This is a genomic window from Bacteroides sp. M10 (assembly GCF_014334015.1).
GTDB lineage: Bacteria > Bacteroidota > Bacteroidia > Bacteroidales > Bacteroidaceae > Bacteroides > Bacteroides intestinigallinarum.
Genome location: NZ_CP060488.1, coordinates 1,027,991 through 1,041,092 on the forward strand (window position 1 = coordinate 1,027,991; position 13,102 = coordinate 1,041,092).

Sequence of the window (13,102 nt, forward strand, 5' to 3'; positions counted from 1 at the left end):
AAGATGAGCGATAAAGTATATACCGTACAAGATTATAAATCAGGCCAACCTCGCTGGTGTCCGGGATGCGGTGACCACGCTTTCCTGAACTCACTGCACAAAGCTATGGCCGAACTGGGAGTAGCTCCGCACAATATTGCCGTCATTTCCGGTATCGGTTGTTCTTCCCGCCTGCCCTACTATGTAAATACGTATGGTTTCCACACAATTCACGGACGTGCCGCTGCTGTTGCAACAGGTGCAAAAGTGGCCAACCCTGATTTGACGATCTGGCAAATTTCCGGTGACGGTGACGGTCTGGCAATTGGTGGTAACCACTTCATCCACGCATTACGCCGTAACATTGATTTGAATATGATCTTGCTGAACAACCGTATCTACGGTTTGACAAAGGGACAATATTCACCGACTTCGGAACGTGGACTTGTTACGAAATCATCTCCTTACGGTACCGTAGAAGATCCATTCCATCCGGCAGAACTTGCTTTTGGTGCCCGTGGACATTTCTTTGCACGTTGTATTGCAGTAGACGGTGCCGCTTCTGTAGAGGTATTGAAAGCTGCCGCTAATCACAAAGGCGCCTCTGTTGTAGAAGTTCTGCAAAACTGCGTGATCTTCAACGATGGAACTCATGCTTCTGTAGCCACCAAAGAAGGACGTGCCAAGAACGCTATCTATCTGGAACATGGCAAACCCATGTTGTTTGGTGAAAACAAGGAATTCGGATTGATGCAGGAAGGTTTCGGACTGAAAGTGGTGAAACTTGGTGAAAATGGTATTACAGAAAAAGATATTCTTATTCATGATGCCCACTGCCAGGATAATACGCTTCAATTGAAACTGGCGTTAATGGAAGGTCCTGATTTCCCGATTGCGCTCGGTGTGATCCGCGATGTAGATGCTCCAACGTACAATGATGCTGTAATTGGACAGATTGAAGAAATCAAAGGCAAGAAGAAATATCATAATTTCCAAGAATTGCTAATGACTAACGATACTTGGGAAGTGAAGTAATTCACCACTTCAATCCATAAAATAATAAAGGCGTAGACAAGAGAATCAACTCTCTTTCTACGCCTTTACTTATAATCTGCTATTGACTTGCTTTTCCTTTCAAACTACCAAGACATCCACGACATATGAGACCTATTTCATCCCAAGAAATTATCTGTCTCACGCCTTGAAACTGTTCTTTCGTTTTATAAATGAAGATATTGGAATCATAATAAAGACACTTATTATGCAAAAAAGATTAAATTTTTTCTTTTGATATAAAAAAAGAGTTTTCTTTATAGCAGAATTTCTTTTTAGGTTAACATTTTTGGATTTATTAATTTAACTAAGGAATTGGTATCGGGTAAATATTTCAATATTTATCCGATTTTTTATTAGCAATCTTCAATTATAGAATACTATAAAAGCCTCTTACTTAAATAACGTACAGGATACCATACAGAGAGAAAACCAACTGCTAAAACTGTGATAAAAATTAGTACGATATCCCAAGCGTGAACACTGACAGGATAGGCGTCTACAACAAAAGTACCACCACCGCCTCCCAATGAAATTATACCGAATTTCTGTTGGATAAAACATAGGATTAATCCTAAAACAATACCGGAAATAGCACCGAAAAGAGAAATTAAACGACCTTCAAAAAGGAATATCCGAGAAATAAGTTTATCGCTGGCTCCAAGACTTCGCAAAGTCACTACATCGTCTTTCTTATCCAGAATTAGCATAGAAAGGGAACCAATTACATTGAAACAGGCTATCATTAAGATAAAAGTGAGAAACAAATAAGAGATTAATTTCTCTATCTCCATAATACGGAAAACATCTGCCTGCTGCTGATAACGGTTTTGAACTACAAAATCATCACCTAATATATTTTCAATTTTGGATTGTACAGATGAAATATTTACATTAGGTTTCAATTTCAATTCCATCGCAGAGACTTCTGTTGTATAATCCAGAAGCTCACGGAGGAAATCGAGAGAAGTCAAAATATATTTCCCGTCATATTCTTGCTGATTCACAACAAATACGACACCCGGAGAATACAGGTAATCACGATTAAAAGAAGCACCGGGATTTGCCATGTTCACTTTGGCATTTCGCTTGGGTAGATAGACCTGAAGAGGATCAACAAATTCCAAACCTGTACCCAAAGTCGCAACCAGTTCCACTCCCATAACCCCGTAGTTCACAATAGAGTCATGAAGAAGAAATTCACCTGCGCCATAGAGTATACTATCTATAGCAGTCAGTTCTTCAAAGTTATCCTCCACACCTTTTAATACAACCATAGCTTGGCGATCCTTGTATTGCACCATTGCATTTTCTTCGAGTGTTTCTGTAAACACCTCTACTTCAGGAAGTGCACAAACAGCGCGAATCCGCTTATCTTGCGCATCAAAGACTTTTCCTTCACGGACCGTAATTTTCAACTGCGGGTCAAAAGCCGTAAAAAAGCTAGCGACCATATCCTGAAAACCATTGAAAACGGAAAGAGTGCAAACCAAAGCAAGCGTAGCAAGAGCTACCCCACATACGGAAATACCGGATATGATATTAATAGCGTTATGCTTTTTTTTTGAGAAAAGATAACGCCTGGCTATATAAAAAGGGAAGTTCACCTCTGCAATGAATTATTTCACTTCAGCAATGAATCTATTTTCTCAATATAATCCAATGAATCATCCACAAAGAATTTCAGCTCGGGAATGATGCGCAACTGGTGACGCACACGAGTTCCAAGCTCATAGCGGATGGATTTCATATTGTTATTGATATTCTTCACCATCTCTTCTGCTTTCTCCGAAGGAAAAACACTGAGGTAAACACGGGCAATACTCATATCAGGACTGATACGAACTGCACTAACAGAGACCAGTGTGCCCGGCATGGACTTTGTTTGAAGCAGGAATATCTCACTTAGTTCTTTCTGCAACAGGCGAGATATCTTATTCTGTCTGGTTGTTTCCATAAATCTACTCTTTTATCTTACTTTTTTCTTATAATCGTTAACCCGTCACGTAAAGGCAATATCACTTTTTCCACTCGCACATCTTCCGCCACCAAATCATTGAAGGCTTTAATACCAATCGTCTGTGCATCCGTGTTGCGAGGCTGTTCGAGAACATGACCGTCCCACAAAGTATTATCAGCAATGATATATCCGCCTGCAGATAGATGCGCCAACGTCATCTCGTAATATTCAATGTACTTACGCTTATCACCATCAATAAAAGCCATATCAAAGGTAACACCTAAACGCGGAACAAGTTCTAAAGCATCACCTATATAAAAACGAATTTTATCGGCAAATGGTGATTTTTCCAACCATGGACGGGTAAAATCCTCTTGTTCATCATTGATCTCAAACGTATGCAACATTCCACCTTCGGCCAGACCTTCCGCCAAACAAAGGGCAGAATAGCCACTATACGTTCCTATTTCCAATATCTGACGGGGCCGAATCATTTCTACAAACATTTTCAGCATCCGTCCCTGCAAATGCCCGGAAGCCATACGAGGACGGAGCAGTTTTACATGTGTATCCCGGTAGAGCGATTTTAAATAATCGCTCTCGGGATCAATATGCTGCAAAATATATTCGTCTATCGATTCGGTTTCCTGCATAAAACTAGCTCTTACAAATTACAGATAGCGGTTGTTATTAGGCAATACAGTCTGCCCTGCATGCTCCAATGCATCTTCCACTACATTAATTTCAAGGAATGATGTTTTCGTTCCCGCCTTACCACTACTCAAATAACCAACCATATCAGAAGGCTGTAAACGACCTTCTTTCAACAAACGGCGCAATGCTGCAAAGTAATACTCCTGTCCGTTAGCCAATTCCGGCATATAGATAGCTTCCACACCATAAGACAAAGCCAAATGACGCATCGTCTTTTCTTTATAACAAATAGCCAACACCGGATATTTTCCACGGAAAGCTGCCAGATTGCGGGCAGTACGTCCGCTATAGCTATCAGTAATAATGGCACGTATTTTTAGTTTAGAAGTAGCCTTCACTGCCTGTTTAGCAAGGAATGCCGTAACATCATTACTATTCTCATCCAATGGAATACGGATATCATTTTCCTCCAATTTATCTTTTTCAGCCTGGGCAGCAATCTTAGTCATTGTCCTCACTGCCTCTACCGGATACTTACCATAAGCAGTTTCCCCACTCAACATCAATGCATCTGTACGATAGTAGATTGCATTAGCAATATCAGTCACTTCCGCACGAGTCGGACGAGGGTTACTTATCATCGTGTGGAGCATCTGAGTAGCAACGATTACCGGCTTCTTTGCCAAAATACATTTGCGAATCAATACACGCTGGATTCCCGGGATACGTTCCTGTGGAACTTCAATACCCAAGTCACCACGGGCCACCATTACACCATCTGCCACTTCCAGAATTTCATCGATATTATCTACTCCTTCCTGATTCTCAATCTTAGCAATAATCTTAATATCACTATTATGAGCATCCAGAATTTCACGAATATCAAGCACATCCTGACGATTGCGTACAAAAGAATGAGCGATAAAATCAATATCCTTTTCAATAGCGTAAAGGATATTGTTACGGTCTTTTTCCGTTAATGAAGGAAGATTAATGCGAACACCCGGAACATTTACACTCTTACGGCTTCCCAAAGTAGCATCGTTCTTGACTTCACACAACAAATAATCGTTAGTCTTATCAATAACTTCCAGTTCCAGATCACCATCATCAATCAGGATCATACCACCGATATTTAGATCGGCCACAAAGTTTGGGTATGAAACAGCGATACATTCACGGGTTGTCTCCAAATCCGGATTACCTACAATCTTTACTTTATCACCTGTCTTATATGGAATTGGTTCTGCATTAGCCGTCGTACGAACTTCCGGACCTTTTGTATCCATCAAGATCGCAATACGGTTGGATACAGCACGTACATTTGCAATCAAAGCTTCAAAACCTTCACGGCTAGCGTGCGCTGTATTCATACGCACCACATTCATCCCAGCTTCAAACAACTGTTTTATAAAATCCACATCGCAACGTCTATCCGAGATGGAAGCCACAATTTTAGTCTGTTTCAATAACATAGTCTTTCTACCTATTATATTTTATATTACCTTATTTATTATCTATCTAACAAAGCTTCCAAGGCCAAACGGTACGAATTCAACCCAAAGCCACAAATCACTCCCTTGCAGGCACAAGCAATCATCGACACATGTCGGAAAGGCTCCCGACTATGCACATTGGAAATATGTACTTCAATCACCGGAGACGTCACAGAGCGAATAGCATCCTGCAAAGCTATGGAAGTATGTGTATACGCACCTGCATTCAGAATGATGCCATCCACATCAAATCCCACCTGCTGTATGCAGTCTATCATTTCACCCTCAATATTCGATTGAAAATAGTCGATCTCCACGTCAACGTATCTTTTGCGAAGATCAACCAAGTAATCTTCAAATGTAACGCTTCCGTAAATGGAAGGTTCACGCTTACCCAACAGATTAATATTCGGGCCATTAATAATTTGTATCTTCATCGCGCAATCCTGTTTTTTATATACCTTTGTATCCAAAGAACAATATTTCAAGGTGCAAAGGTAGAAAAAAGAAATGGAAATCAACGAAAAAAAGAAGAAGAAGGAACAACAAGAGGTGATAATCAGGAAGTATCAGCAGTATCTCAAACTGGAAAAGTCTTTATCTCCTAATACGCTGGATGCCTATCTTACGGATCTGGACAAACTGATGAGTTTTTTGAAGCAGGAAAAGGTAGAGATACTAGACGTATGTTTATCTGATCTTCAACATTTTGCAGCCGGATTACACGATATTGGCATTCACCCTCGTTCACAGGCCCGCATCTTATCAGGAATCAAATCATTCTTCCGTTTTCTCATCATTGAAGACTACTTGGAAGCAGACCCCAGTGAGTTATTAGAAGGACCTAAAATAGGCTTTAAACTTCCTGAAGTACTGACTGTGGAGGAAATTGACCGGATTATCTCTGCCGTTGACCGCAGCAAAACCGAAGGACAGCGAAACAGAGCTATTTTAGAGACATTATACAGTTGCGGACTTCGCGTATCGGAACTTGTCACACTCAAGTTGTCCGACCTTTATTTTGATGAAGGCTTTATCAAAGTAGAAGGAAAAGGAAGCAAACAGCGCCTCGTCCCCATCTCTCCACGAGCCATTAATGAAATAAAACTTTACATACCAGACCGTAATCAAATTGAAGTAAAAAAAGGGCATGAGGATTTCGTTTTTGTCAGCCAGCGGAGAGGTAAAGGACTTTCCCGGATTATGATCTTTCACATGATAAAAGAATTAGCGGAAAAAGCAGGCATTACCAAAAACATCAGTCCGCATACTTTCCGACATTCCTTCGCCACTCATTTACTGGAAGGTGGAGCCAATTTGCGAGCCATTCAATGCATGCTCGGACATGAGTCTATCGCGACAACGGAAATCTACACACACATTGACCGTAATATGCTTCGTAGTGAGATTATTGAGCATCATCCACGAAATATCAAGTACCGGAAAGAAAAAGAGGGGTTATTTCATTAAATTATGATAAAATCGCCCCTGTATCTATATAATTATATTAAGAATTAATATCTTTGCGTTACTTTTTCTGTGCGAGCAGAAGGAGGTTGGCAAATAGACGATATTTCAATTACAAACATTTAATTTATACCTAAAATGACTAAGAAGTTGTACTTGCCTTTACTCATGGCAATGGTTGTTGCATTATTCTCTTCTTGCAGCAAAAAAATGGGTGAATTATCAGCTGATTACTTCACTGTTACTCCGCAAGTGCTGGAGGCAGTAGGTGGTAAAGTTCCTGCGACCATCAATGGTAAATTTCCTGAAAAGTATTTCAACAAGAAAGCGGTTGTAGAAGTTACTCCGGTTTTGAAATGGAATGGCGGCGAAGCTAAAGGCCAACCAGCTACTTTCCAAGGTGAAAAAGTGGAAGGTAACGACCAGACTATCTCTTACAAGATGGGCGGTAGCTACACTATGAAAACTTCTTTTGACTATGTTCCGGAAATGGCTAAGTCTGAATTGTACCTGGAATTCAAAGCTACTATTGGTAAGAAAGTAGTTACTATTCCTGCTGTGAAAATTGCTGATGGTGTAATTTCTACTTCTGAATTAGTAAACAATACATTAGGTAACGCTAACCCTGCATTGGGCGAAGACGCTTTCCAACGTATCATCAAAGAAAAACACGATGCTAACATCATGTTCTTGATCCAACAGGCTAACATTCGTTCTAGCGAATTGAAGACTGCTAAAGAATTCAACAAAGAAGTAGCTAACGTAAACGAAGCTGCTAACAAAAAGATCAGCAACATTGAAGTTTCTGCATACGCTTCTCCTGATGGTGGTGTAAGCTTGAATACAACTCTTGCTGAAAACCGCGAAGACAACACAACTAAGCTGTTGAGCAAAGACCTGAAGAAAGCAAAAATCGATGCTCCGATCGATGCTAAATATACTGCACAGGACTGGGAAGGTTTCCAAGAATTAGTTTCTAAATCTAACATCCAAGACAAAGAGTTGATCCTCCGCGTTATTGCAATGTACCAAGATCCTGCTCAAAGAGAAAGCGAAATCAAAAACATCTCTGCTGTATACAAAGAATTGGCTAACACTATTCTTCCTCAGTTGCGTCGTTCTCGTTTGACTTTGAACTATGAAATCATCGGTAAGTCTGACGAAGAAATCACTAAACTGGCTTCTTCTAATCCTTCTGAACTGAATGTAGAAGAATTGCTGTATGCTGCTACACTGACTAGCGATCCTGCTAAACAAGAAGCTATCTATACTCAAGCTACAAAACAATTCCCGAACGATTACCGTGGTTACAACAACTTGGGTAAATTAGCTTACCAGGCTGGTAACATTGACAAAGCTGAATCTTACTTCAAGAAAGCTGCCAGCGTTAATGCTACTCCTGAAGTTAACATGAACTTAGGTTTGATCTCTTTGATGAAGGGTGACAAAACTGCTGCAGAAGCATACTTCGGTAAAGCTGCCGGAACAAAAGAACTTGGCGAATCTATGGGTAACCTGTACATCGCTCAAGGTCAATATGAAAGAGCAGTTAACTCATTCGGTGACTCTAAGACTAACAGTGCTGCTTTGGCTCAAATCCTTGCTAAGGACTACAACAAAGCTAAAAACACATTGGCTAACGTAACAAGACCGGATGCTTACACTGACTACCTGATGGCAGTTTTAGGTGCTAGAACTAACAATTCTTCTATGGTAACAAGCAGCTTGAAGAGCGCAGTTGCTAAAGATTCTTCATTAGCTAAGAAAGCAGCTACTGACCTGGAATTTGCAAAATACTTCACAAATGCAGATTTCATGAGCATCGTTAAATAAGAGAATTACCACTCTATTTTAAATATTAAGAATTGCCTGTCATTATAAATGACGGGCAATTCTTTTTTTTTATCCGTAAAAACCGTACTTTCGCAGAAAAGAATTCAAAGCAATGAAAAAGAGCAGCATTTTAATCCTTATAATCATCTGTCTGTGCGGTTGTGGCAAATCTTCTAAGAAAACAAGCATAACCGGGGAAATCAAGGGACTGGGTACAGATACGCTCTACCTGTACGGAATGGACGAATCCTTTGATCGGATAGATACTATTTTCGCGAAAGGAGACAAATTCTCTTACACCACCTCCATAGACACCATAACTTCGGCCTATCTGCTGATTGATAACCAGATAGAATATCCGATCTTCCTCGATAAAGGAAACCAAATCAAGATAAAAGGAAATGTGGACCACCTCGAATTTCTGGATATCAACGGGAATAAATATAATGAAGAGTTCACAGCCTTTCAGAAAGAGCTGGGTAGTTTAAACAACCCTTCCGAAAAAGATTTAGAGCAAAAGGCGGAAGAATTCATCAGGGCACATCATTCTTCTTTTGTCAGTCTTTACCTGTTGGATAAATACTTTGTGCAGAAAGACTCTCCTGATTTCAACAAGATAAAGACATTAATTGAAGTCATGACAGGAATACTTCAAGACAAGCTATATATCGAGCAACTGAACGAAGCTATTTCCTTGTCCGAAAAGACAGAGATAGGCAAATATGCTCCGTTTTTCAGTCTACCCAATATAAAAGGAGAGAAAATTACCCGTTCATCCGAAGATTTCAAAAAGAAGAATCTATTAATCAACTTCTGGGCCTCATGGACAGATAGTATCTCCAATCATCAAAGCAACAGCGAATTAAAAGAACTTTATAAAAAGTACAAAAAGAACAAACACATCGCTATGCTCGGAGTCTCCTTTGATATGGACAAGAAAGAGTGGCAGGATGCTATTAAACGCGATACACTAAATTGGGAACAAGTTTGTGATTTCGGTGGATTGAATTCCGAAGTTGCCAAACAATATGCTATCAAACAAGTTCCCAGTAACATTCTTTTAGCAGCAGACGGCAAGATTCTGGCAAAAAACCTCAAAGGAGAGCAGCTGAAAAAGAAAATTGAAGAAGTAGTCACAGCAGCTGAAGAAAAGGAAAAACAAGACAATAAAAAGAAAAAATAACCTGTAAGCAAACGTGTTAATCAAAGTTTTCGGAGCGGCTGTTCAAGGGATTGATGCAACACTCATCACAATCGAAGTCAACAGCTCGCGCGGCTGTATGTTTTACCTCGTCGGCCTTCCGGATTCTGCGGTCAAAGAAAGCCATCAACGCATTATCTCCGCATTGCAGGTGAATGGCTATAAAATGCCCACAAGCAATATAGTAGTCAACATGGCACCGGCTGACATTCGCAAAGAAGGTTCGGCCTATGACTTACCGCTTGCCATCGGACTACTCGGAGCCAGCGAAACAATCTCTTCCGAGAAATTCTCCCGCTATTTACTTATGGGTGAGCTAAGTCTGGACGGAAGTATCCAGCCCATCAAAGGAGCGCTCCCTATCGCCATCAAAGCCCGTGAAGACGGGTTCGAAGGACTTATCATCCCCCAACAAAATGCACGGGAAGCCGCCGTTGTCAATCAGTTAAAAGTATACGGAGTCAGTAATATCAAAGAAGTCATCGAGTTTTTCAACAACGAACGCGAACTGGAGCCAACGATTGTCAATACCCGGGAAGAATTCTATCAACAACAGAATCATAGTGACCTGGACTTTGCAGACGTAAAAGGTCAAGAGAATGTGAAAAGAGCCTTGGAAGTTGCAGCAGCCGGAGGACACAACTTAATCATGATAGGTGCACCAGGTAGCGGTAAATCAATGATGGCTAAACGGCTCCCGTCCATTCTTCCCCCTCTTTCATTAGGGGAAAGCCTGGAAACAACCAAGATACACTCGGTTGCCGGAAAACTGCAACGCGGGTCCTCATTAATTACCCAACGTCCGTTTCGCGACCCACATCATACGATTTCACAAGTAGCAATGGTTGGTGGAGGAAGTTTCCCGCAGCCGGGAGAAATCAGTCTGGCACATAATGGGATTTTATTTCTAGACGAGTTACCTGAGTTTAACAGAGGCGTACTGGAAGTATTGCGCCAACCGCTTGAAGATCGGCACATCACCATTTCCCGTGTCAAAAGCACCATTAGTTACCCGGCAAACCTGATGCTTATCGCATCTATGAACCCATGTCCATGTGGATATTACAATCATCCGACAAAAGCATGCGTATGCAGTCCCGGACAAGTACAAAAATACCTGAATAAGATATCCGGTCCGTTATTAGACCGTATAGACATTCAAATAGAAATAGTTCCCGTACCCTTTGACAAGATATCCGATCAAAGACAGGGAGAGTCGAGCAATATCATCCGGCAACGAGTAATAAAGGCGCGTCAGATACAAGAGAAACGGTATGCCGAATGTACGGGTATTTATTGCAATGCACAGATGAACAGCAGATTGCTGGCAACGTATGCCCAACCGGACGATAAAGGGCTTGTGTTATTAAAAAATGCCATGGAACGGCTCAATTTATCTGCCCGTGCCTATGACCGGATTTTAAAAGTAGCCCGCACCATTGCCGATCTGGAGGAAACAGAGCAAATACTTTCCAGCCACCTGGCAGAAGCCATCAGTTATCGGAATCTCGACAGGGAGAACTGGGCAGGATAATCACAGTGAATATAAACAGATAAAAATTATTTCACCGCGAACGCTACCTTTTTTCATATATTTGTTTTACATTTGTGACAAACAAATAAGCAATAATATGAAAACATCCATAACAAGTCTCCTGATAATATTCTGTTTCAGCATACTGACTTATGCGCAAACTCCCCAAGACAGAGCCACAGAACTAAAAGAACAAGCGCAGAGCAGCCTTAAACAGAAAGATTATATCAAAGCACGCTATTTATTCAAAAAAGCATACGAAGCATTTGCCGCCCGCGAAAACTATCCACAGGCAATAGAATGTGGTGTTCAGGCCAATGCTTTATATGTCAGAGAGAATTTCTATAAAGAGGGATTCGAGCTTTGCCGTGACATGGAGCAGCTTCTATGGACCGGAGAACAGAATAAAAAGAAAGTCTTTTATGACCTGCGTTTCCTTATCAATAAGGAACGATTGCAGATGTACACCGCACTGAAAAACCCCGCACAGGCAAAGACACAGTTGGATAAATTGGAAGAAACAGCTAATCTTGCAAAGAACGACTCCCTAACGGAGGTACTGCTGTATACAAAAGCCAACTATTATTATACTTTCAACCAAAACACACAAGGTGATGCCTGTTTCCGCAAACTTATCAACCAATATAAAGAAAAGAAAGACTATGCCAAGGTGAGCGATTGCTACAAAAACCTTATCAGTATTGCACGGAAAGGCAACAATGCTCCACTGATGGAACGCACTTACGAAAGCTTCATTGTCTGGACAGACTCTGTAAAAGCATTAACCGCACAGGATGAACTAAATGTACTGAAGAGAAAATATGACGAAAGCCAACTGACCATACAGGAAAAAGACGACTCACTATCTGCCAAGCAGTATATTATCATAGGTCTCTGTGTGCTAGTGGTTATATTGGTAGCCGGTCTGGCAATACTGGCTGTGATATTGCTGCGATTCATCGCCGGCAATCGTAAATTAAAGAAAAGCGTGAAAATTGCCAATGAACACAATGAACTAAAAACCAAATTCATACAGAATATATCTTCCCAAATGGAGCCTACCCTGAATACGCTGGCTACTTCAGCCGAAGAACTGTCACAGAAAGCTCCTCAAGAAGCTGCCCAAATGCAGGGACAAGTTGCTGCTTTGAAGAAATTCAGCGATGATATTCAAGAACTGTCATCACTGGAGAACTCATTAACCGAGTTCTATGAACTAAGCGAAATCAACGTGGGGACTTTTTGTGAGAATGTGATGGATAAAGCCAAAGAACACATAAAACTGGATGTCACATCTTCAGTCAATGCACCAAAACTTCAGGTAAAGACAAACAAGGAACAGTTGGAACGTATTCTTCTCTATTTACTGAAAAATGCCGCTTTCTACACTGACCAGGGTCGTATCAGTCTCGAATTCAAGAAACGGGGAGCGCACACGCACCAATTCATCGTTACGGATACAGGAACAGGAATTCCGGCAGAGCAACAGGAAAATCTCTTTAAGCCTTTCACAGAAGTAAAAGACCTGACTACAGGAGATGGACTAGGATTACCAATCTGTTCACTGATTGCTGCCAAGATGAACGGAAGCCTGACACTGGATACGAATTATACGAAAGGAGCACGGTTTGTTCTGGAGCTTCACGTATAAATTTAGCCAACAGGAAAGCTGTTGTCTCATTTGATTACTCTCTGGTCTGTTAAGTATAGTTACCTTTAACCAAGAATATTCTAAACGCAAACTTGAGAACATATAAAAATATGAACAATTTTCTATATAAACGGATCTCACGTTTTTAATAAACTTTTGAGTAGTTTATTATAAACGGTATCTGAGTTTATTAGAAACTCTGCGATCGAATTTCCGAGTTTTCAAATCCATCTTTTACAACAAAAAGGCTGCAAATTTCATAAAATTTGCAGCC

Annotated in this window: 11 protein-coding genes; 6 read left to right on the forward strand and 5 right to left on the reverse strand. The window is 40.8% G+C overall.

Annotated features, from left to right (window positions below; translation table 11 throughout):
• Nucleotides 1-3 precede the first annotated feature (3 nt).
• Nucleotides 4-1,014 (forward strand): 2-oxoacid:ferredoxin oxidoreductase subunit beta, encoded by a 1,011-nt coding sequence (locus H8796_RS03990; RefSeq protein ID WP_004302501.1) that lies wholly within the window; start codon nucleotides 4-6, stop codon nucleotides 1,012-1,014.
• 398 nt (nucleotides 1,015-1,412) lie between these two features.
• On the opposite strand, the gene H8796_RS03995 is transcribed toward H8796_RS03990, so the two are convergent.
• From H8796_RS03995 to aroQ, 5 genes are read right to left on the reverse strand one after another with little or no spacing between them, the layout of a single operon-like run.
• Nucleotides 1,413-2,639 carry an FtsX-like permease family protein gene (locus H8796_RS03995; protein ID WP_117932829.1) on the reverse strand — a complete coding sequence of 409 codons (1,227 nt, stop codon included), beginning with the start codon at nucleotides 2,637-2,639 and terminating at the stop codon, nucleotides 1,413-1,415.
• Between the two features lie 17 nt (nucleotides 2,640-2,656).
• A complete protein-coding gene (rbfA, locus tag H8796_RS04000; protein WP_004296522.1) occupies nucleotides 2,657-2,989 on the reverse strand; it encodes a 30S ribosome-binding factor RbfA in 333 nt (110 codons plus the stop codon).
• Nucleotides 2,990-3,006: 17 nt separating this feature from the next.
• Entirely contained in the window at nucleotides 3,007-3,645 is a 639-nt protein-coding gene (locus tag H8796_RS04005; RefSeq protein WP_117932827.1) for an O-methyltransferase, read from the reverse strand.
• 18 nt (nucleotides 3,646-3,663) lie between these two features.
• On the reverse strand, nucleotides 3,664-5,121 hold the full coding sequence (gene pyk, locus H8796_RS04010) for a pyruvate kinase (protein WP_117932825.1): 1,458 nt from the start codon (nucleotides 5,119-5,121) through the stop codon (nucleotides 3,664-3,666).
• A 38-nt stretch (nucleotides 5,122-5,159) separates the two neighbouring features.
• A complete protein-coding gene (aroQ, locus tag H8796_RS04015; protein ID WP_117932823.1) occupies nucleotides 5,160-5,579 on the reverse strand; it encodes a type II 3-dehydroquinate dehydratase in 420 nt (139 codons plus the stop codon).
• A 73-nt stretch (nucleotides 5,580-5,652) separates the two neighbouring features.
• Here aroQ and xerD point away from each other — a divergent pair, with 73 nt between their 5' ends.
• From xerD to H8796_RS04040, 5 genes are all read left to right on the forward strand, one after another.
• Complete coding sequence (gene xerD, locus H8796_RS04020; protein WP_117932821.1) at nucleotides 5,653-6,612, forward strand: site-specific tyrosine recombinase XerD; 960 nt, start codon at nucleotides 5,653-5,655, stop codon at nucleotides 6,610-6,612.
• A 135-nt stretch (nucleotides 6,613-6,747) separates the two neighbouring features.
• Nucleotides 6,748-8,442: a tetratricopeptide repeat protein gene (locus H8796_RS04025; protein WP_175353129.1), complete on the forward strand. Its 1,695-nt coding sequence runs from the start codon at nucleotides 6,748-6,750 to the stop codon at nucleotides 8,440-8,442.
• A gap of 112 nt (nucleotides 8,443-8,554) precedes the next feature.
• Nucleotides 8,555-9,625 (forward strand): TlpA disulfide reductase family protein, encoded by a 1,071-nt coding sequence (locus H8796_RS04030; protein ID WP_117932817.1) that lies wholly within the window; start codon nucleotides 8,555-8,557, stop codon nucleotides 9,623-9,625.
• Nucleotides 9,626-9,638: 13 nt separating this feature from the next.
• Complete coding sequence (locus tag H8796_RS04035) at nucleotides 9,639-11,177, forward strand: YifB family Mg chelatase-like AAA ATPase (RefSeq protein WP_117971346.1); 1,539 nt, start codon at nucleotides 9,639-9,641, stop codon at nucleotides 11,175-11,177.
• A gap of 97 nt (nucleotides 11,178-11,274) precedes the next feature.
• The gene (locus tag H8796_RS04040; protein WP_117932811.1) at nucleotides 11,275-12,828 is read left to right on the forward strand and encodes a HAMP domain-containing sensor histidine kinase; all 1,554 of its coding nucleotides are present in this window, start codon (nucleotides 11,275-11,277) and stop codon (nucleotides 12,826-12,828) included.
• The last annotated feature ends 274 nt before the right edge of the window (nucleotides 12,829-13,102 follow it).